The 21,680-nt window shown below is 53.5% G+C and carries 17 protein-coding genes; 10 read left to right on the top strand and 7 right to left on the bottom strand.

The window, feature by feature from the left end; genetic code table 11:
• The first annotated feature begins 145 nt into the window (after positions 1–145).
• Entirely contained in the window at positions 146–1,246 is a 1,101-nt protein-coding gene (locus BEI65_RS04775) for a GGDEF domain-containing protein (RefSeq protein WP_099062348.1), read from the top strand.
• Positions 1,247–1,279: 33 nt separating this feature from the next.
• On the opposite strand, the gene mfd is transcribed toward BEI65_RS04775, so the two are convergent.
• Positions 1,280–4,759 carry a transcription-repair coupling factor gene (gene mfd / locus BEI65_RS04770; protein WP_099062347.1) on the bottom strand — a complete coding sequence of 1,160 codons (3,480 nt, stop codon included), beginning with the start codon at positions 4,757–4,759 and terminating at the stop codon, positions 1,280–1,282.
• 151 nt (positions 4,760–4,910) lie between these two features.
• On the bottom strand, positions 4,911–5,894 hold the full coding sequence (locus tag BEI65_RS04765) for a threo-3-hydroxy-L-aspartate ammonia-lyase (protein ID WP_099062346.1): 984 nt from the start codon (positions 5,892–5,894) through the stop codon (positions 4,911–4,913).
• A gap of 86 nt (positions 5,895–5,980) precedes the next feature.
• On the opposite strand from BEI65_RS04765, the gene BEI65_RS04760 reads away from it, so the two are divergent.
• Positions 5,981–6,622 (top strand): transcriptional regulator, encoded by a 642-nt coding sequence (locus BEI65_RS04760; protein WP_099062345.1) that lies wholly within the window; start codon positions 5,981–5,983, stop codon positions 6,620–6,622.
• Between the two features lie 205 nt (positions 6,623–6,827).
• Here the strand turns inward: BEI65_RS04760 and BEI65_RS26695 are convergent, their stop codons facing one another.
• The 3 genes from BEI65_RS26695 to BEI65_RS04745 are packed head-to-tail and all read right to left on the bottom strand — an operon-like array spanning position 6,828 to position 9,576.
• Entirely contained in the window at positions 6,828–8,294 is a 1,467-nt protein-coding gene (locus BEI65_RS26695) for a hypothetical protein (protein ID WP_157765419.1), read from the bottom strand.
• Positions 8,294–9,214 (bottom strand): glycosyltransferase family 2 protein, encoded by a 921-nt coding sequence (locus BEI65_RS04750; RefSeq protein WP_099062343.1) that lies wholly within the window; start codon positions 9,212–9,214, stop codon positions 8,294–8,296. The genes BEI65_RS26695 and BEI65_RS04750 overlap by 1 nt, the downstream gene beginning before the upstream one ends.
• On the bottom strand, positions 9,211–9,576 hold the full coding sequence (locus BEI65_RS04745; RefSeq protein WP_099062342.1) for a GtrA family protein: 366 nt from the start codon (positions 9,574–9,576) through the stop codon (positions 9,211–9,213). The genes BEI65_RS04750 and BEI65_RS04745 overlap by 4 nt, the downstream gene beginning before the upstream one ends.
• Before the next feature lie 373 nt (positions 9,577–9,949).
• Between BEI65_RS04745 and lolC the strand changes: the two genes are divergently transcribed.
• The 6 genes from lolC (at position 9,950) to BEI65_RS04715 (ending at position 15,868) form a co-directional block, all read left to right on the top strand.
• The gene (lolC, locus tag BEI65_RS04740) at positions 9,950–11,152 is read left to right on the top strand and encodes a lipoprotein-releasing ABC transporter permease subunit LolC (protein WP_099062341.1); all 1,203 of its coding nucleotides are present in this window, start codon (positions 9,950–9,952) and stop codon (positions 11,150–11,152) included.
• Positions 11,145–11,849: a lipoprotein-releasing ABC transporter ATP-binding protein LolD gene (lolD, locus tag BEI65_RS04735; protein ID WP_085116323.1), complete on the top strand. Its 705-nt coding sequence runs from the start codon at positions 11,145–11,147 to the stop codon at positions 11,847–11,849. Before lolC ends, lolD begins: the two co-directional genes overlap by 8 nt.
• Positions 11,849–13,096, top strand: a complete 1,248-nt coding sequence (lolE, locus tag BEI65_RS04730) for a lipoprotein-releasing ABC transporter permease subunit LolE (protein WP_012006427.1) — start codon at positions 11,849–11,851, stop codon at positions 13,094–13,096. Before lolD ends, lolE begins: the two co-directional genes overlap by 1 nt.
• A gap of 55 nt (positions 13,097–13,151) precedes the next feature.
• Positions 13,152–14,069, top strand: a complete 918-nt coding sequence (gene nagK / locus BEI65_RS04725) for an N-acetylglucosamine kinase (RefSeq protein WP_099062340.1) — start codon at positions 13,152–13,154, stop codon at positions 14,067–14,069.
• A gap of 136 nt (positions 14,070–14,205) precedes the next feature.
• On the top strand, positions 14,206–15,042 hold the full coding sequence (gene cobB, locus BEI65_RS04720) for a Sir2 family NAD+-dependent deacetylase (protein WP_085116325.1): 837 nt from the start codon (positions 14,206–14,208) through the stop codon (positions 15,040–15,042).
• A 112-nt stretch (positions 15,043–15,154) separates the two neighbouring features.
• Positions 15,155–15,868, top strand: a complete 714-nt coding sequence (locus BEI65_RS04715; RefSeq protein ID WP_085116326.1) for a MurR/RpiR family transcriptional regulator — start codon at positions 15,155–15,157, stop codon at positions 15,866–15,868.
• Positions 15,869–15,885: 17 nt separating this feature from the next.
• On the opposite strand, the gene BEI65_RS04710 is transcribed toward BEI65_RS04715, so the two are convergent.
• Both BEI65_RS04710 and BEI65_RS04705 read right to left on the bottom strand, forming a co-directional pair.
• A complete protein-coding gene (locus BEI65_RS04710) occupies positions 15,886–17,271 on the bottom strand; it encodes a glycoside hydrolase (protein WP_099062339.1) in 1,386 nt (461 codons plus the stop codon).
• A gap of 25 nt (positions 17,272–17,296) precedes the next feature.
• Positions 17,297–18,856 carry a PTS transporter subunit EIIC gene (locus tag BEI65_RS04705; RefSeq protein ID WP_099062338.1) on the bottom strand — a complete coding sequence of 520 codons (1,560 nt, stop codon included), beginning with the start codon at positions 18,854–18,856 and terminating at the stop codon, positions 17,297–17,299.
• A gap of 368 nt (positions 18,857–19,224) precedes the next feature.
• Between BEI65_RS04705 and pepT the strand changes: the two genes are divergently transcribed.
• Both pepT and BEI65_RS04695 read left to right on the top strand, forming a co-directional pair.
• Positions 19,225–20,454: a peptidase T gene (pepT, locus tag BEI65_RS04700; protein ID WP_099062541.1), complete on the top strand. Its 1,230-nt coding sequence runs from the start codon at positions 19,225–19,227 to the stop codon at positions 20,452–20,454.
• Between the two features lie 85 nt (positions 20,455–20,539).
• The gene (locus tag BEI65_RS04695) at positions 20,540–21,628 is read left to right on the top strand and encodes a malate/lactate/ureidoglycolate dehydrogenase (RefSeq protein ID WP_099062337.1); all 1,089 of its coding nucleotides are present in this window, start codon (positions 20,540–20,542) and stop codon (positions 21,626–21,628) included.
• Positions 21,629–21,680: the final 52 nt, after the last annotated feature.

Raw genomic sequence — 21,680 nt, 5'->3', positions numbered from 1 at the left:
GATAGATACCTTGGAAATAACATAGAACTGCTAATCTATTATTAAACTGGGTAATATATGCCATGCCGAAATGGATGAGACAGGGAGCCGTTCTCAAATTCGTGACTAACTAGCCTGTCGACTCCCTGGAGCCTGCCAAATATTTATGACTTACGTTGCTTCCATTCCTGCCCTGTATAGCGACGCGTGCATTACCTACGCCACCCTGTCGGTCAGTTATTTTGCCCTCAGCAAAAACTCGCCCTTTTCCTATCAGTCGGAACGCTGGAAACGCCTGCTTTTTGGCCTGATGGCCGGGCTGGCGGTGTTGCTTTTGAACCAGAACCAACTGGAGTTGATCGGCAACGTGCATTACAGCTTTGCCATGATCCCGATGATATTGGTCACCTTCTATGGCGGCGCGATCAGCGGACTGGCGTGTTATCTGATGTTGTTGGCGTTGAGCGGTGGGTTTACCGTCGATAACCTGTTTATCGGTTCGATCATCATTCCCCTGCTGCTGTCGCGGGTCTGGCTGAGAAAGTCGAACCGGGTGTTTTATCTGGCTATCGGCTTGATTGCGCTATACCGCATCACGGTGGTCTGGTACCTGGTTGATATGCGGACGCTGTGGCTGGATGTGTTGCTGTATCAGGCTATCTCGGCCCTGTGCCTGGCCATTTGCTATCATGCGCTCAATTTCAAAGAGCGGCATATCCGCGCCTATTTCTCGATGCGCGATAAAGCCACCATTGACAGCCTGACCCACATCAGTAACCGCGCCAGCGTTGACAACCGGTTGATGGCGCAATACGCAGAACGGCGTCCCTGCGGGCTAATGATCCTCGATCTGGATAATTTTAAGCGTATCAATGATACCTACGGTCATTTGGCCGGGGATCTGCTGTTGACTCAGGTCGGCCAACTGTTGAAAAACAGCGTGCGTAGCGAAGATTTTGTCGGTCGCTATGGGGGAGAGGAATTTATGGTAATTACCGCCAGCTACGATCCGGCGGTGATTGGTGGGGTGGCGGAACGGATCCGTCACAACATAGAGGCAAGGGTATTTTCGCTGGATGCGGGCCGCGAGACGCGGATCACCATTTCTATCGGTGCGTCACTGTATCTACCCGGTATGGCGATAGATAAAGCGATAGAGGTGACGGATGAAGCGCTGTATGACGCCAAACGTCGGGGGAAAAATCAGGTGGTCTGTAGCCGGTTGATGCAGTACTCACCGCTCGGCGACGGCTTTCGGCATCGATAGCCCCCTCCTGACGAATTCAGGAGGGGTCATGGATCAGGCGGCCAGCGTATGCTCGCGGAATGCGCTCAGCAGTTCCTCGGTAAACTTCAGGCGTTTCTGGCGATCGGTCAGATCCAGCATAAATTTCAGCTTGCTCGGCCCATCCAGGCGATAGACCTGCGGATTGCTTTGCAATAGCCCAATCAAATAGCCAGGGTCGACCTTGTTTTTCTCGCCAAACTCAATAAATCCGCCGCGTTCATTGCCCTCGATGCGCTTGATCCCAAGCAGTTGGGCATGCTGACGCAGCGCAGCGCTTTGCAGCAGGTTACGCGCCGGATCCGGCAGCAGGCCGAAGCGGTCAATCAGTTCCACCTTCAGTTCTTCCAACTCACTGTCATTTTTCGCGCTGGCGATGCGCTTATAGAACGACAGCCGGGTGTTAACGTCCGGAATATAATCATCCGGCAGCAGGGCCGGCATACGCAGCTCCACTTCGGTCTGGTTACTGGTGAGATCTTCCAGCGACGGCTCGCGCCCGTGTTTCAATGCATCCACCGCGCTTTCCAGCAGTTCCATATACAGTGAGAAGCCGACGGTCGTCATCTGGCCGCTCTGGTCTTCACCGAGCAGCTCGCCCGCGCCGCGGATCTCCAGATCGTGAGTGGCCAGGGCAAAGCCGGCACCCAGGTCTTCCAGTGATGCGATGGCCTCCAGCCGTTTATGGGCGTCGGTGCTCATGGCTTTCGGGTTCGGTGTCAGCAGATAGGCATAGGCCTGATGGTGCGAACGTCCGACGCGGCCACGTAGCTGGTGAAGCTGGGCCAGCCCGAAGCGATCGGCACGCTCAATGATAATGGTATTGGCGCTGGGAATGTCGATGCCGGTTTCGATAATGGTGGTGCAGACCAGCACGTTAAAACGCTGGTGGTGGAAATCGTTCATCACCCGTTCCAGGTCGCGTTCACGCATCTGGCCGTGGCCGATGGCAATACGGGCTTCCGGCACCAGCTCTGCCAGTTTCTCTGCGGCTTTTTCGATATTTTCCACGTCATTGTACAGGTAGTAAACCTGCCCGCCGCGCAGCACTTCACGCAGGATAGCTTCACGTACCACCAGGCTGTCGTACTCGCGTACGAAGGTTTTTACCGCCAGACGACGAGCCGGCGGCGTGGCGATAATCGACAGGTCACGCATGCCACTCATGGCCATATTCAACGTACGTGGGATAGGCGTAGCGGTCAGCGTCAGGATATCCACATCGGCGCGCATTGCCTTGATGCGTTCTTTGTGGCGTACGCCGAATCGGTGTTCTTCATCGACGATCAGCAGCCCCAGATCTTTCCAGCGCAGATCGCTCTGCAGCAGTTTGTGGGTGCCGATGATGATGTCCACTTTGCCTTCAACGGCATCGTCCATCACCTGTTGCTGCTCCTTGGCACTGCGGAAGCGCGACATCATCTCAATGCGGATCGGCCAGGTGGCGAAGCGATCGCGGAAGTTGTCGAAATGCTGCTGTGCCAGCAGGGTGGTGGGCACCAATACCGCAACCTGTTTGCCGTTTTCCACCGCCAGGAAGGCGGCGCGCATCGCCACTTCGGTTTTGCCGAAGCCGACGTCACCGCATACCAGACGGTCCATGGCCAGTGGCTGGCACATGTCGCTCAGCACGGCGTTGATCGCCTGCTCCTGGTCCGGGGTGGTTTCAAACGGGAAGGCCTGGCAGAACAGTTGATACTGTTCGCGGTTATGTTTAAAGGCGAAACCGGTTTTGGCAGCGCGCTGGGCATAGATATCCAGCAATTCTGCCGCCACGTCCCGTACCCGCTCGGCGGCTTTTTGCCGTGCGCGCGACCAGGCATCACCGCCCAATTTGTGCAACGGCGCGTTATCGTCAGCGCCCCCGGCATAGCGGCTGATCAGATGCAGTGAAGAGACCGGGACGTAAAGTTTGTCTTCACCGGCATAGGACAGGATCAGATATTCGGCCTTGATACCACCGGCTTCCAGCGTGGTCAGGCCGACGTAACGCCCAACGCCGTGTTCCAGATGGACCACCGGCTGGCCTGGGTGCAGCTCAGCCAGGTTGCGGATCAGAACATCGGTATTAATGGTGCGGCGGTTGTCCTGCCGACGACGGCTGACGCGTTCACCGAGCAGATCGCTTTCGCAGATCAAGGCCCGGTTGCGCATGCCGTCGAGGAAACCACGTTCGGAGGCACCGACCATCATGTAGCGGCCCGCCGCCTCGGCCTGATCGAGATGCTGGATCAGCGAAGGGCGGAGCTTGATACGGCCGAGCAGGTCCTGCAGCGTTTCGCGGCGACCTTCACTTTCGACCGAGAAAATAACGCTGCCGTCAAAACTTTCAATAAAGTGGCGCAGGTTGTCCAGTGGCGCTTTCTGCTGGGCTTGCACCGCCAGATCCGGCAGTACGCGATAATCCAGATTGGTGTTACCGGCCTTGGCCGGCAGCTCTTCGGTTTTCAGCGCCATGCGCGGCCAGGCTTTCAACTCGCCAAACAGCGCATCAACCCGCAACCACAGGCTGTCCGGTGCCAGCAGCGGACGCATGGGATCGACTCGGCGGCTCTCGTAGCGCTGGTTAACGTCCTGCCAGAAGCGTTCGGCGGCGCTTTCCAGATTGCCGGTATTGACGATCAGCGTATTGTCCGGCAGGTAGCTGAACAGCGACGGCAGCGGTTGGCTGAAGAACAGCGGTTGCCAGTATTCGATACCGGCCGGCCAGGTGCTTTTGCTGACCTGCTGATAAATATGTTCGGCGTCGCGGCGCACCTCAAACTGCTCGCGCCATTGGCTACGAAACAGTTCGATGGCATTTTTATCCGTCGGGAATTCATGGGCCGGCAACAGGTTGATGGCGTCGACTTCGCTCAGCGTGCGCTGATTGTCGACATCAAAGGTGCGCAGGCTGTCGATCTCGTCGTCGAAGAAATCGATGCGGTAAGGTTCTTCGCTGCCCATCGGGAACAGATCGAGCAGTGCGCCACGGGTAGCGAATTCACCGTGCTCCATTACCTGATCGACGCTGCGGTAGCCGGCCTGCTCCAGTTGGGCGCGCAGTTTGTCACGTGACAGGCGCTGGCCTTTTTTCATCACCAGCGCGTGGCCGTGCAGGAACTCGTGCGGGCAAACGCGCTGCATCAGGGTATTGACCGGCAGAATAATGACGCCGCGCACCATGGTCGGCAGGTGGTACAGGCTCGACAGGCGGGCGGAGATGATTTCCTGATGCGGCGAGAAACTGTCGTAGGGCAAAGTTTCCCAGTCGGACAGCGTGGTCACCATTTGATCGGTAAACTGCTGAATTTCGTCGCGCAGCCGCAGGGCATTCTGCATGTCCGGGGCGATCAGCATCACCGGCCCGTTATGACGTTCGACGATCTCGGCGCATTCCACGGCACAGGCCGAACCGGTCAGTTGCCCCAGTTGGCGCAAATCGCCCGCGCGCTCAGGCAGGGAATAACGGGAGGGTGACGATGCGGAACGGTTACGGTTATCGGAGATGCTCATTAAGGTATCTTTAATCAATGTGTTAAATTTCGCCCCGGCACAAATAACACCGCGCCTTTACCCGGTAATTCTAGCCCACTGGGCAGTAAACTGACACAGGTAAAAACGCGAAGCTACAGTCTGTCGGTGGATATTTAACCGTCTGGCGGCACTATTCTTGTGCCGCCATGGCGAGATAGTCGGTGATTTTATCGACGTCGAGGTTGCCGCCGCTGACGATCACCCCGACCTTTTTGCCACGCAGATCGAGCAGCGAGTTCATCGCCGCCGCCGCGGCCAGACAGCCGGTTGGCTCGACCACCATTTTCATTCTTTCCATAAAGAAGCGCATCTGCCGACACAGCTGTGGGTCGCTGACCGTCAAAATATCCTCGACGTACTGTTGAATGATCGGGAAAGTCAACGCACCCACCTGTTGAGTCTGTGCGCCGTCGGCGATGGTCTTGGGGACCGGGATCTGTACCGGCTGGCCGCTGCGGAATGCCTGCTGCACATCATTACCCGCCTGTGGCTCCACGCCGAATACCCGGCAGCCCGGTGACCAGTGGTGTGCCGCCACCGCACTGCCGGCCAGCAAGCCACCGCCGCCGGTGCAGACCAGCAACACATCCAACGGCCCAACTTCCTCAATCAACTCTTTGGTGGCGGTCCCCTGGCCGGCAATCACCTGCGGATAATCATAGGGGGGCACCATCGTCAGGCCATGCTCGGCCGCCAGGCGCTGGGTAATGGCCTCCCGGTCTTCGCTGTGTCGCTGATAAATCACCACGTTGGCACCGTAACCCCGCGTTGCCGCCAATTTGGTGGCTGGCGCGTCGTGCGGCATCACTATGGTTACGCTGACCCCTAACTCCCGCGCCGCCAGCGCCATGGCCTGTGCGTGGTTGCCGGAGGAGAAGGCAATCACCCCAGCCTTGCGTTGCGCCTCACTCAATTGAGCAATTGAATTGTACGCGCCGCGAAACTTGAAGGCGCCAACGCGCTGGAAATTCTCGCATTTAAAGAACAACTGTGCGCCGGTATGGCGATCGGCCTGCTGCGAGGTCATGACTGGCGTGCGAATGGCATGCCCGTTCAGGATTTCTGCGGCGATAGAGATATCGGCGGCGGTAATACAGTGGGGCGTTGAACTCATGGCGACCTCGCGTAGGTGAAAGGTTGATTGATAACACGAAGATTTTAATTTACTCTTTGTAAAGTTATTGTCAAATGGTTAACTCAATGAACGATCTCAGGCAGGAAAATGCGCTGTTGCTGCGTGAAGCAGAAAAAATTGTTCAGGCACTGGGCACCATGTTTGCCCCCAGTTGCGAAGTGGTGCTGCACGATCTGACGCAGCCAGACCATGCTATCGTCGCCATCGCCAATAATCTGTCTAACCGTAGTATCGGCGACGCCGCCAGCGAAATGGGGCTGGAGCGTATTGCTTCGCCAGACTTCCCGGATGTGGTGCAAAACTATGCCAATGCCTTCCCGGACGGCCGCCCGGCCAAGAGCACGTCAATTGGCCTGCGCAACAGCCAGGGAGTCTATGTTGCCGCGATCTGCCTGAATCTGGACGTCTCGATCTTCAACAGCGCCACGGCCATCCTGCAACAATTGACCGCCGTAGTGCAGAGCACGCCACAGCCGGTTGCCGAAGGCGCACGTTCGTTGTCGGATATTGCCTCGGTGATCAATAACTTTGCCGCTTCGCATGCCAGCGCGCCACGCGCACTCTCTTCCGACCAGCGTTTTCAGGTGATCCAACTGTTAAAGCAACAGGGGTATCTGCAACTGCGCGGGGCAGCCACCATGGTAGCGGAAGCATTGGGTATTTCGCGGGTGTCGGTTTACAACCTGTTAAAGCGTGACGCCGGGTGACGTGCTGCCGTTCGGGGGATCGGCGGAATAAAAGGCGTCAGGGTGGTTCCCTAAACGGGGGGATATTGGATTGTTTCTTACTGAAATTATAATATTACACTTTAAGTTGAAGCGTATAGTAGTCATTTGAGGTTTAATAGCCGACGATAAGTATATAATTAGGCTGGGCGAGCCTAATTATAGAATTTATCGTTTTAATGGTTTTTTATTTTAGCCCTTTATTATAAACCAAGAAGGTAATGTCATTATAGTGGAGCGTTTTGTCTGGAGCTCCGAATTGTTTTTTCATCCCATCAATGCATGGTTCTATTTTTGGACAGGTTTCTGCATCTGGAGCGATAGCAATAAATGTTCGCTCAGGAAGTGGTTGATACCACCCGTCGAAAGTTTGGGAACGCTTTCTTTTCCAGTCTATCCGTCCTGTACTACTATCAACTATCATTGGCCGAATGATTACTTTCCCATCAGACATCCATGATATGGTATTTGCTTTAGTTCCCCAATACGAACCATACCCATATGTCAAATCATTTTTTTCCATGAATTCTATTTGCTCTTTAACTCCTCGATCATGGTTGCTTTCTGTATGTAATGTGTGTGAGTAAATCGCGGAAGAAAATGTTAAAGCGAAAAATAGACCTGATATAGGCGCCAGTTTTTTGTGTGTGGTTATGAAAATAACAAGAGGAACAAGATAAATGATATTAACCAAAAACCTTGCGGAATACTCCATTTTTTCTGGAAGTCCAATTACAAAAGAGGATGCTATCCCAAGGATGGATAGCAACAATAAAAAATTAATACTGTCTTTTCGCCCCCAGATCGTGAAGGAGAAAAAACAGAAAATGGCTATTGAGGAAGTAAAATAGTTAGATGGGTTCTCTACGAAGAAAAGGTTCATCATTCGACCTAAGTCTAAAACAAACCATTTTGCATTTGTAACAATCACATCTACATTGGCTAAGTGGAAACCGTCGACAGGTAAGTTTAGTAATTTCTGAATCGCTCCACTAAAGAATAATACCAGTACTAAAAGGTACATTAAGGGGGTGAGCCACGACTCTTCTTTATTTATTTTACTATATAAGGAATGTAAAAATAAAGGTAGGAGATATGCCGCTACAAACCAAGGATCTGATATTGAAGCTAATAGTGATAAGAAGCTAATGCTGAAACATAAGACTTTTTTGTTTTTGAAACTTATATGTATATAAATACATATGAGACCATATAAATTAATTGCATTGTGAGAGAACGGATGTGATATGAATCCTACTGTGTAAGTAAAGTAAGATAATGATGAATAAAAAATAATGAGAAGAAAAGATGTTTTTCTTTTTGTGATTTTATATGCTATTAATGAAGTGACTAATGAACATAGTGTAACCTGAGTGGCTGCTATAATGTTTAAGATTAGAATTGATGAGCCGCCAAAAATCCAGAAAACTAAATAGTGAATTGGGTAAATTGCAAAATACCAGTTATCAGTCGTTGGGTACCATGTTTTCATTACACTTAACCCGTACTTTTGAATCTCTACCCATGTGATTGATGAGTTAATTACATCAGCATCGGCAGAAAAATACCTGCATGACAAATAGTAGCTAATAATAAAACCAATGATTACACATGCAGCTATATAATAAGCTGTCTTGGATTTTTTAAATTCCATTACTTATTTCCATTTTTTAAAATATAACGAGGGCGTTTTTTTGACTCCATATAAACCCTGCCAATATACTCACCGAGCGTGCCAATTCCAATTAATTGAATTCCGCCAAGAAAAAGAATTGTAGCCATAATTGAAGGGTAACCTGGTACCGGATTGCCAAAAAACAGTTTATCTATTATCATCCAAATAGAATATGATAAAGAAAATAGAGAAACGCCAAACCCTACATAAGTCCAAACCCTAAGTGGTAGTGTGGAAAAACTGGTTATACCCTCAAGCGCCAGGTTCCAAAGCTTCCACCCGTTAAATTTTGTGCACCCGGCAGACCGCTCCGAACGTGTATACTCTACAATTTCTGTTTTTCCGCCAACCCATGAAAGAATCCCTTTCATAAATAAATTACGCTCTTGGAGTAATTTTATATTATCCACGGTCTCTCTAGAGAGTAATCTAAAGTCACCTACATTCTCTTCAATTTTTGAAGAGCTTATTTTATTATGTAATTTATAAAAACATTCGGCACTTTTTCTTTTTAGATGTCCATCAGTGGATCTATCCACGCGTTTGGCCAATACAACATCAGCACCGTCTTTCCATTTTTCAATGAGTTTTGGTATTACTTCGATAGGATCCTGTAAGTCTACATCTATAGGGATTACAGCATGACCTGTTGCATGTTCTAAACCTGCAAATAATGCAGGTTCCTTACCAAAGTTACGGGTAAAAGAAAGAATAGTGACATTCTTATCGGACTTTTCCAAGTCGTGAATAATCCACTCTGTATTATCTGTACTACCATCGTTGATAAAAATAATTTCAATTTCGTACTTTTGTAGTTCGGAGTGTTCACGTACCGATTTATAAAAAATAGGTATTGTATCTTCTTCGTTAAATACAGGGACAATTAAAGAAATTTTCATTTATCTTCCTTGAATACAATATATTTAGAATAGATGAAACCGCAAATGAGACTAATTAAAGAAAAGGCTACCAGCGTAATTATTGGCTTTACTTCAAACTGATCTGCTAACCAACCAATTAAGGAGGCCATGGCGCCCATGAAAAATACATACATCATGTATCTAATGGTCGTGGCGTCAGCGTTGAAAGTCCATTTCGCATTGGCGAAAAAAGACATAGTCACGGCGATGCAAAAAGCGACGAAGTTAGAGAATGATTGCGGCGCACCATTCATAAACATGACTGCAAAAATGCTCCAATGAACAAGTGTGTTGATCAGACCAACCGATGCATACCTAAAGAAAATTTTCAATCCAGCCAGTTCTTAAAAATGGGTTTGGCTTATTTTGCCATTACCGTGTGCCGATGACAAAATTTTCTGAGGTTTTTCAGTGGAAACCTCCGTGTATGGGATTGCCCTTGATAGGGCAAGTGTCCCCATGCCGATAGACAAATTGCCGCCATATGACGCTAATGACTCGTAATTGCCTTGGGATACTATCCATGCACGCCACGCTCGTTTCTACATTGCCAGTTAATAATTAATTTAAGAAACAATTAGTTAAATGATGAAGGTGTGACTCTGGTAGTCGTAGGCGAAAACGTAAAAATCTTTATTTTTCATTTAATTATTCCGGCTTCGACTATATAATTCCCGCTCACTTTGCTTAAACTACGGCAACAAAACGGATTTCATGTATCAACCTGTCGCGTTATTCATTGGCCTGCGCTACATGCGCGGGCGGGCCTCAGACCGCTTCGGGCGGTTTGTTTCCTGGCTTTCCACCATCGGCATTACGCTGGGGGTGATGGCGTTGGTCACCGTATTGTCGGTGATGAACGGTTTCGAAAAGGATCTGGAAAACAACATTCTCGGCCTGATGCCGCAGGCGTTGATCACCAGTCCGCAAGGGTCGATCAACCCTCAGCAGGTCCCGGCATCGGTGGTGCAGGGCTTGCAGGGCGTCAGCCGCGTTGCGCCTTTGACCACCGGTGATGTGGTGCTGCAAAGCGCCCGCAGCGTGGCGGTGGGTGTGATGCTGGGGGTGAACCCCGACGAAGCCGATCCGCTGACGCCGTTCCTGGTGAACGTCAAGCAGCAACAGCTGCAGCCGGGCCAGTACAACATTATCATCGGCGAGCAGTTGGCCGGGCAGCTTGGCGTCAAGCGTGGCGATCCGCTGCGGGTGATGGTGCCGAGCGCCAGCCAGTTTACGCCGATGGGCCGTATTCCCATTCAACGTCTGTTTACCGTGGTTGGTACTTTCCACGCGAACAGTGAGGTTGACGGTACCCAGATGCTGGTTAATCAGCAGGACGCCTCGCGCCTGCTGCGCTATCCGGCCGGCAATATCACCGGGTGGCGTCTGTTCCTGCAGCAGCCGCTGACGGTCGATACCCTCAGCCAACAGAAATTGCCGCAGGGCACCGAATGGAAAGACTGGCGCGAACGTAAGGGCGAGCTGTTCCAGGCGGTGCGCATGGAGAAGAACATGATGGGGCTGCTGCTCAGCCTGATCGTGGCAGTGGCGGCATTTAACATTATTACCTCGCTCGGCCTGCTGGTGATGGAGAAGCAGGGCGAAGTGGCCATTCTGCAGACCCAGGGACTGACGCGTCGGCAAATTATGTCGGTATTTATGGTGCAGGGCGCCAGCGCCGGCATTATCGGTTCGTTGCTTGGCACGCTGCTTGGCGTGCTGCTGGCCATCAACCTGAATAACCTGATGCCTATCCTTGGCGCATTGATTGACGGCGCTTCGCTGCCAGTGGCGGTTGATCCGCTGCAGGTGACGATCATCGCCGTGGCGGCGATGGCGGTTTCCCTGTTGTCCACGCTTTACCCTTCATGGCGCGCTGCCGCCGTACAACCCGCTGAGGCTTTACGTTATGAGTAACCATCTTTTGTTGCAGTGTGAAAACCTGTGCAAGACCTATCAGGAAGGCAACCTGCATACCGACGTACTGCGCAATGTCAGCTTTGCCATGCAGCCGGGCGAGATGATGGCGATCCTCGGCAGTTCGGGTTCAGGGAAAAGTACGCTGTTGCACCTGTTGGGCGGGCTGGATTCACCGACGTCCGGCGAGGTAATTTACAAGGGCCAGTCGCTGAACACCCTGTCTTCGGCCGCCAAGGCCGAGCTGCGCAACCGCCAGTTGGGCTTTATCTACCAGTTCCACCACCTGTTACCGGACTTTACCGCGTTGGAAAACGCTGCTATGCCGCTGTTGATCGGCGGGATGAAACCGGCGCAGGCGCAGGAAAAAGCGATGGAAATGTTGACCGCGGTCGGCCTGGCCAAACGCAGCAAGCACCGGCCTTCAGAGTTGTCCGGCGGTGAACGTCAGCGCGTGGCGATTGCCCGTGCGCTGGTGAATAATCCGTCGCTGGTACTGGCGGATGAGCCAACCGGCAACCTGGATAAACGCACCGCCGACAGCATTTTTGATCTGCTCGGTGAGCTGAATGTACGCCAGGGCACCGCGTTCCTGGTGGTGACCCATGACCTGCAACTGGCCAAGCGACTCAGTCGCCAGTTGGAAATGGCCGATGGCCATCTGCAGGCCCAGTTGACCCTGTTGGGGGCTGAGTAATGGCGGGTGCGTCACTTTCCTTTCTGACGGCCCTGCGTTTCAGCCGCGGGCGTAAACGTGGCGGCATGGTGTCGTTGATCTCGGTGATTTCCACCATCGGTATTGCGCTGGGCGTGGCGGTGCTGATTGTCGGCCTGAGCGCCATGAACGGTTTTGAGCGCGAACTGAAGAACCGTATTTTGGCGGTGGTGCCGCACGGTGAAATCGAACCGGTGAAACAGCCGTTCAAAGACTGGTCGTCAATCTTGCAACGGGTGGAGAAAGTGCCGGGTATCCTGGCCGCCGCCCCTTATATCAACTTTACCGGTCTGATGGAAAACGGTGCGCAGTTGCGTGCGGTCGGCGTCAAAGGGGTTGACCCGCAGCAGGAGAACCAGCTCAGTGCGCTGCCGAAATACGTGCAGGGCGATGCCTGGGCCAATTTCAAAAGCGGTGAACAGCAGGTGATCCTCGGTAAGGGCGTTGCGGATGCATTGGGCGTCAAGCAGGGCAGCTATGTGACGGTGATGATCCCCAATAGCGATCCGCAAATGAAGCTGTTGCAGCCGAAGCGCATTCGTCTGCACGTGACCGGTATTCTGCAGCTTAGCGGCCAGCTCGATCACAGCCTGGCGATGGTGCCTTTGGCCGATGCTCAGCAATATCTGGATATGGGCGACAGCGTGACCGGTATCGCTATCAAGGTTAACGACGTGTTTGCCGCCAATAAACTGGTGCGTGACGCCGGTGAAGTCACCAACTCCTACGTCTATATCAAGAGCTGGATTGGCACCTACGGCTATATGTACCGCGATATCCAGATGATCCGCGCCATTATGTATCTGGCGATGGTGCTGGTGATTGGCGTTGCCTGTTTTAATATCGTCTCCACGCTGGTGATGGCAGTGAAGGACAAGAGCGGCGATATCGCCGTGCTGCGGACTTTGGGTGCCAAAGACGGGTTTATCCGCGCCATATTTATCTGGTACGGCCTGCTGGCCGGGCTGGTGGGCAGCGTCAGCGGTGTGGTGGTCGGGGTGATCGCCTCGCTGCAACTGACCAACATCATCAAAGGGTTGGAAAAACTGATGGGACACTCATTCCTGTCGGGAGATATCTACTTCATCGACTTCCTGCCTTCCGAGCTGCACTGGCTGGACGTGGTGATAGTATTGGTGACCGCATTGGTGCTCAGCCTGTTGGCTAGCTGGTATCCGGCCAGGCGTGCCAGCCGTATCGATCCGGCGCGAGTGTTGAGCGGACAATAATCAAAATCAGGGGAGGCAGAGATGCCGCCCCATTTTTTTAGCCTGAGGGTGGGTTATGTACTACGGTTTCGATATGGGCGGCACCAAGATTGAGCTGGGCGTATTCGACGCAGACCTGCAGCGCATTTGGCAAAAAAGAGTGCCGACGCCGCGTGATGATTACCAGCAACTGCTGACGACACTGCGCGATCTGACCTTTGAAGCGGATGCGTTCTGCGGTCAGCAGGGCATGGTGGGCATCGGCATTCCGGGGCTGCCTAACGATGATGACGGCACGGTGTTCACCGCCAACGTGCCTGCGGCCATGGGGCAGCGGTTGCCGCATGACCTGGCTGAACTGATTGGCCGCGAAGTGCGCATTGATAATGACGCCAACTGCTTTGCGCTGTCGGAAGCCTGGGACGAGGAGTTTCGTCACTACCCGACGGTGTTGGGCATCATTCTCGGCACCGGGGTTGGCGGCGGATTGATCGTCGATGGCAAGGTGGTCTCCGGGCGTAACTATATCGCCGGTGAATTTGGTCATTTTCGCCTGCCGGTGGATGCGCTTGAGGTGTTGGGGCGTGACATACCTCGCGTTCCCTGTGGCTGCGGTCATCAGGGTTGCATCGAAAATTACATTTCCGGCCGCGGTTTTGAGTGGATGTACGCCCACTTTTACCAGCAGCACTTGCCTGCGCAGCAGATTATTGCGCATTATCAGTCGGGTGAGCCGCAGGCCGTGGCTCACGTCGAACGTTTTATGGACGTGCTGGCGATTTGCCTGGGTAACCTGCTGACCATCATCGATCCTCATCTGGTGGTGATTGGCGGTGGGTTGTCGAACTTTGAGGCGATCTACCAGGCGTTGCCACAGCGTTTACCGGCGCATCTGTTGCGCGTGGCCAAGTTGCCGCGGATTGAAAAAGCGCGCTACGGAGACGCTGGTGGGGTACGCGGGGCCGCGTTCCTCAATTTGGTACACCCAAAGTAATTGGCGTTGCGGCTAGGCGGCAAGTGCATGAGTCCTCAGGAGTTTACTCAGGTAAGTGACTGGGGTGAATGTACGCGGCCAACAACGTGGCAGCGTCAAGTAAGAAGGGTCAACAGGGAAAAGTAAGGAGAGAGTAATGCACACTCGCCATCGGCTGTGTCAGTTTCGCAAGAGTAAGCATGTGCTGCATCAGCGCTTTCGTTCGCGAATTTTTCATCGCGACACCATGGCGGCCGCCGAGCTGAAAAAGCCGTTTGTCGTGGTGTTGACCGGGGCCGGCATCTCGGCTGAGTCGGGCATCCGTACCTTCCGCGCCGCAGACGGGTTGTGGGAAGAGCACCGGGTGGAAGACGTCGCTACGCCGGAAGGCTACCAGCGTGATCCGCAACTGGTGCAGGCGTTTTACAATGAGCGCCGCCGCCAGTTGCAGTCGCCGGACATTGCGCCTAACGCTGCACACCGTGCCTTGGCGGATCTTGAAGCCTGGCTGGGCGATAATTTCCTGCTGGTGACGCAGAATATCGATAATCTGCACGAACGTGCCGGGAGTTCGCGGGTGCTGCATATGCATGGCGAACTGCTGAAAGTGCGTTGCACCAGCTCGGGGCAGGTATTTGACTGGCCGGAGGATCTCAGCGTCGACGATCGCTGTCATTGCTGCCAATTCCCGGCACCGCTACGGCCACATATCGTGTGGTTCGGCGAAATGCCGCTGGGCATGGACGAAATTTATCAGGCGCTGGCCAAGGCCGACTTTTTTGTCGCCATTGGCACCTCGGGTCATGTTTATCCGGCCGCCGGTTTTGTACATGAGGCGCGACTGGGCGGGGCGCATACCATGGAGCTGAATCTGGAGCCCAGCCAGGTCGAGAGCCAGTTCGATGAAAAACACTATGGCCAGGCCAGTGCCGTGGTACCGCGATTTGTGCACAAATTCCTGGTAGGGAAAGTCGCAAGAGCCGATCAGCCATGAGTGCGGCCCCGGGGGACAAGCCTTTGCTCCCTGGGGTTATGCCTGGCGCTCCGCGGGCTGTTTATCCAGAATTACCCGCCTTCTTTCGTCATAATAGCGCCACGGGGTGACGGTGAATTTCAAACAGGTATTCAGCCAGGCGGATCTGAGCAAAACGGATCTGGCTATTCTCAACTGCATTCTGGATAACCCTGACGCCTGCATCGACGAGGGCATCCGGGCGGTGTCTGCCCGTTGCTACAGCTCGCCGTCAACGCTGGTGCGGCTGGCCAAGAAGCTGGGCTTTCGCGGCTATCTGGAGCTGGTGTATTTTATCAAATTCAACCTGGCAATGGCGCCTGCCTATCTGGCCGAAAGACCGGCACCCGCAGCGTTCAGCCTGCAGCAACAGGCGCAGTTTCTTGACTTGCTCGACGGCGGCAAAATTCTGATCCACGGCAGCGGTTTCTCGCAGCTGGTGGCGCAGTACATGTACAACAAGTTTATGACCCTGGGCATCGACAGTTATCTGTCGCTGTGGCCGGATTTCGATATTCTCGATCGGGAGACGCGTTTTCGTTTCAATATGGTGATCGTGATTTCAAAGTCGGGCAACAGCAGCTCGGCGCTGAGTTGGAGCGAGGCGGTGAAACGCAACAATATCCAGTTGGCGGCATTTTGCGGTGACGGTGACAGCCCGCTGGCCCAGCAGGCTGACATGAGCTTTATTTATGAAGATCGGCAGAAGTATGACCATGATATCTATTATCCCAATCCGTTCTTCGGCCACTGCTTGCTGGGCTTTGAAAACCTGATCAAGGCCTGGTTCGAACGGCGCAGCCGCTGAAGGCCGCGCCGCGGGGATTAATGCCAATGTTCAGCGTATTGCTGATGGGCCTGCAAGTACTCCTCCACCAGCGTTTTTGCCAGCGAGTAAGAATTCACCAGCGGGTGCACCATCAACGCCTTGATGGCCTTTTTGCGGTTACCTTCCAGAATAGCTTCTACTGCCAGCCGTTCGTACTCTTTCACCCGGGCGATCAGGTTTTTTTGCGTGTCGGGAATATCGCGCATTTTCACCGGGTGAATACCTGCACTACTTAGCTCGCAGCTGATTTCAATCACGTCTTCAGGATGCAGGAAGTCCAGCGTATCGTTGTTCTGCATTGATACTACCACGCGTTTTTGCTGGCCACTGTTCACCGCCTCCAGAATATCGATCGCCACGCCGGCGTAGCCACCACTGTCAGGTTGTTCGATAAACTGCTGTAGCGTCAGCATTTCTCGCTCTTTCACCTTGCCCTGGCTGGACTCGCGCTGCATATACGAGTTTTCACGCGTCAGATAATGACGGAAGTAGAGGCTGAAGGCCTGATCCAGCTGGTTCGGGATGTCCAGCTCGGCCAAGTCTGCCAGCATCTGCCGGTTGATCTGCGCAATTTGCTCGCCGCGGGTTTCACCGGCGCTGACGATAGCGGCGATCGCTTGTTCACGGTAGTAGTAGTAATACAGATACTCGTTGAGCATCAGGTTGTCGGAGAGTTCGACCAGCTCTGGTGAGAAGTACTTCATACAGGTGTCGCGATACAGGCGTGGATCCGCCAGCAGCCGTTCAGTCACCGGTACGCCGTTGACCCGCGCATTGCGGAACCAGGACAGGTGATTCAACCCGAAGCAGTCAATGCTCAATTCGCTCTCGCGGCAGCCCAACAGCTCGGCCAGTTCGCGGATAAATTCGCTGGGCGCATCACAGATGCCGTACACCTGGCGTTTAAAGCCGGATTTGATGATCGCTTCGGTCACCATGCCGGAAGGATTGGTGAAGTTGAACAACACTGCGTTGGGAGACGACAGCTGTTCGATCAGTCGACAATAGTCGATAATTGCCGGTATTGAGCGCATTGCCATGGCGAAGCCGCCTGCGCCGGTGGTTTCCTGCCCCAGAACCTGATGGTCGAGCGCGATACGTTCATCATAAATGCGACCCTCCTCACCGCCGATGCGCAGGGTGGTGATGATATAGTCCGCGCCGCTCAGCGCCTGCTGTGGATCGCTGGTCAGGCTGAAGGTGATATCACCGCGGATGCGCTGGAATACCCCTTGAGCGATGGCGCCGTAAATAGCCAGTTTATGTTGATCGGTATCCATAAACACCACTTCGGTGACGCCGATGCGGTGGGCGTTATAGGCGATGGATTTGGCCAGGAACGGCGAGCGTACACCGCCGCCACCCAGAACGGTTAATTTCATTCGATATCTCCCAAATTAATAAGTGTCAGAGTGCTGCTAAATATTTTTCGACCTGATTTTTGACCTTGCCAACGGTGACGCCATAAATAACCTGCACCTCGCGTCTGTTTTTCACTACGCCTTTGGCTCCGGTGCTCTTTAATGCCGGTTCATCCACCAGCTGCATATCTTTTAATTCGACCCTGAGTCGGGTGAAGCAATTATCGACGGAAACAATATTGTCTTTGCCACCCAGTGCGCGAATAATAATTCCGCTCAATTCACTCGGTTGATTCTTGCTGTTCTGATACTCCTGCTTGGAATAAAGTTTGACCTCATCGTCATCCTCGCGGCCTGGCGTTTTTAAATTGAGTTTCAGTACCAGCGTTTTGAAGACCAGGTAATAGACTGCAAACTGGACCAGACCAATAACTACGTACAGCGGCCAGCGGGTGAGGGACACCGGTAGCGGCAGGTTATATACCAGGAACTCAATCAGGCCGCTGGCGCCCCAGGGCCGTACCTCGAACAGATTGCAGGCGACCTGTGACAGTGCGGTCAGTACCGCGTGGATCACCCACAGCAGTGGCGAGATAAACAGGAAGGTAAACTCGATGGGTTCGGTGATGCCAACCAGAATCGAGGTGGTGATGGCCGGGATCAGGATCGCCTTGGCCAGCATTTTCTTTTCCGGTTTGGCGGTGTGATAAAAAGCCAGAGCCGCCCCGGACAGGCCGAAGATGGTCACCATGCCCTGTTGCGAGAAGCGCAGGGCTTCATTCATCAGCGGCGAGATAGTGGGGTCACGCATATAGGCCAGGAAAATGGCCTGCGAGCCGGAGACGGTGTGGCCATCCTGCACGATCGAGCCGCCAATGCTGGTGAGCTGGAACGGGGACCAGATAAAGTGATGCAGCCCGGTGGGGATGAGGAATTTCTCGAAGAAGCCGTAGACGAACACCCCGAACGAACCGGAGCTTTTCATAAAGCCGGTCAGCGAAATCAGGCCGTGCGAGATGGCCGGCCACAGGTAGCTGAAGGCGATGGCGTACAGCACAATCACCGGTGTCATGGCAATCAGCACCAGTTTGGAGCCGCCATAAACCGATAACACGCCATTCAGTTCGACGTTGCACAGGCGGTTATGCACCCAGGCAATGGTGATGCCGAGGATCAGGCCGAGAAATATGCCCATATCCACCACGGTGAACCCCAGCAGTTCAGTCTGTCCGGTGCCGTAGAATTCGCCGTTAATTTTTTGCGCCACCTGGCCGCTCAGCTGCAAATAAGAGGAGTTGGCACCGAGAAACATAATAAAACACATCACCGCCACCAATGCGGCTTCGCTCTTTTTATCCCTGGCCAGTCCATAGGTAATACCGATGCAGAATATCAGCCCCAGATTGCCAAATAGCGGCCAGAAGGTGTCGCCGATCATTTTCCCAACATGAAAAACATTGGAGTTTTCATTAACCAATGTGGCGTTAGTGAGAATAGAACTTAATGCCAGGATCAGGCCAATCACCGGCAGGAAAAATATCGGCCCCATCATGGCTTTGGAAAATAGCTGCAGCTTGCTTAAGATATTATCAATAATACCTTTCATGGCAGTTCCTTTTTTATATTTTAATGGATAACGACGTTTTTGATAAAGCTCCCTGGATAACAAAAGAGAAAAGGCAAACTTTGCCTTGGTTCAGTTATAGGAGGAAAGATCCGGCGATGCAATTAACCGACGGAATTAGGTACCGGTGGTCAGCGGCTGACAACCGGTACCCGTCGTGAAGCGGGTCACACAAAAGCGCAACCTGCTGCAGTTTGTGGGGCTGACTTCGGGGATGACGGCTTAATCAACTCGAGCAATCATCACGGGGTTTAATGATTTTCGTTAAATCTGGCTAAAAATGACCTGTCGCAATATTTGATCCGGATCGGTTCCGCATAATGAAACGCGATATTCTGAGGGCGGATACCATGGATAAACTACTAGATCGTTTTTTTAACTACGTCTCATTCGACACGCAATCCAAAGCGAACGTCAAACATGTGCCGAGCACCGACGGGCAAATGAAGCTGGCGCGCGCATTGCAGCAAGAAATGATTGAATTGGGGTTTGATCGGGTGTCGCTCAGCGAGCATGGCTGCGTGATGGGGACTTTGCCGGGGAACGTTGCCTGGTCTGTCCCGGCCATTGGGTTTATTGCCCACCTGGATACTTCACCGGATTTTACCGGTAAACACGTTAACCCGCAGATCGTCGAAAACTACCGCGGCGGAGATATCGCTCTGGGTATTGGTGATGAAGTGTTGTCACCCGTGATGTTCCCGATCCTGCACCAGATGCTGGGGCAGACGCTGATCACCACCGACGGCAAAACGTTGCTCGGTGCCGACGACAAAGCGGGTATTGCCGAAATTCTGACCGCGATGGTGCGGCTGCAGCAGAGCAAGATCCCTCACGGTGATATCCGCGTGGCCTTTACGCCGGATGAGGAAGTGGGCAAGGGCGCACGATTTTTTGATGTTGCAGAGTTCAACGCCGAGTGGGCCTATACCGTGGACGGTGGCGGTGTCGGCGAACTGGAATGTGAAAACTTCAATGCGGCATCGGTAACGGTGAAAATTGTCGGCAATAACGTGCACCCCGGCAGCGCCAAAGGCGTGATGGTGAACGCTCTGTCACTGGCGACACGCATTCAACAGGCGTTACCTGCGGATGAAACCCCGGAAACCACGACCGGTTATCAGGGTTTCTATCATCTAAGCAGCCTCAAGGGCAGCGTTGAGCGGGCCGAAATGCACTATATTGTGCGTGATTTCGAACGTGAGGGCTTTGAAGCGCGTAAACGTCGGATGATCGAAGTTGCTCAACAGGTAGGTAAAGGCCTGCCGCGGGATTGCTATATAGAAGTGACGATCGAGGACAGTTATTACAACATGCGCGAACAGGTGGCGGAGCATCCGCATGTGATTGCGCTGGCGCAGCAGGCGATGCGTGAATGTGATATTGAACCGATCATGAAGCCGATTCGCGGCGGTACCGACGGGGCTCAGTTGTCGTTCCGTGGCCTGCCGTGTCCGAATCTGTTCACCGGCGGTTATAACTATCATTGCAAGCATGAGTTTGTGTCGCTGGAAGGGATGGAGCAGGCGGTGGCCGTGATTATGCGCATCGCCGCGCTAACGGCAGAACGTACCCAATAGCCTCGATGGCGATGATCATAATGGCTTGCCGTAACAATGATTTGCTCCTAGTGTGGAAGTTATTTTCAGCACAAGGAGCCGTATCATGAGCACTGAACACCGTATCGATCGCCAATGCCTTGAGCAGTTTGTGCAGGCCATTTGGCGCCATGCCGGCAGTACGGATCGGGAGGCCGAATTAGTGGCCGAACATTTGGTTCAGGCCAATTTGGCCGGACACGATTCGCACGGCGTCGGCATGATCCCCAGCTATATGGCATCGCTGGCGCAGGGGCATTTGCAACTGAATGTTCATGCCGAGGTGGTGCGCGACGCCGGTGCGGTACTGACGATTGACGGTGGTCAGGGTTTTGGCCAGGTGGTCGCCAGCGAGGCGATGGACAAAGGTATCGAGCGTGCCCGCCAACTGGGCCTGGCGGCGGTGGCGTTGAATAACTCGCACCATATTGGCCGCATTGGTCACTGGGCTGAACAGTGCGCGCGTGCCGGTTTTATCTCCATCCATTTCGTCAACGTGGTGGGGGATCCGATGGTGGCGCCTTTCGGCGGCAGCGATCGTCGTTTTGGCACTAACCCCTTCTGCGTCATTTTCCCCCGTGCAGATAAAAAACCGCTGCTGCTGGATTTCGCCACCAGCGGCATCGCTTTTGGCAAAACCCGCGTGGCCTACAACAAAGGCTTGAAAGTCGCGCCGGGCTATCTGATTGACGAACATGGCCAACCGACCAATGAACCCAAAGTGATGCACCAGTCGCCGTTTGGTTCGTTGCTGCCGTTCGGTGCGCACAAAGGCTACGCGCTGGCCACCCTGTGCGAAATTCTCGGCGGCGCGTTGTCCGGTGGGCGCACTACCCATAGTGCTACCCTGAAGTCCGACAGCGACGCCATTTTCAACTGCATGACCACCATTATCCTCAATCCAGAGGCCTTCGCCGCGCCTGAGATGCAGAACGAGGCAGAGGCGTTTATCGACTGGGTGAAGGCTTCCCCTTCGAGCGATGGCCGGCCGATTGAGGTGCCGGGGGAGTGGGAGGAGGCGAACCGCGAGGCGCGGTTGCAGCAGGGGATCCCGATAGATGCCAATACCTGGCAGCAGATTTGCGCGGCGGCGAAACAGGCAGGCATGCCGGACGATGAGCTGGACGGTTACCAGAGCAGGGCGCTGCGGGCATAAAAAAAGCCACTCGCCTAAGCGGGTGGCCTGATTGTGCCCAGAAAACCCCCAG

Origin of the sequence: Serratia sp. BW106, from assembly GCF_002607755.1 — a bacterium.
GTDB classification, from domain to species: Bacteria; Pseudomonadota; Gammaproteobacteria; order Enterobacterales; family Enterobacteriaceae; genus Serratia; species Serratia proteamaculans.
Note: the sequence above shows the minus strand (reverse complement) of the source record. Positions and strands in the feature narration are given on the sequence as shown.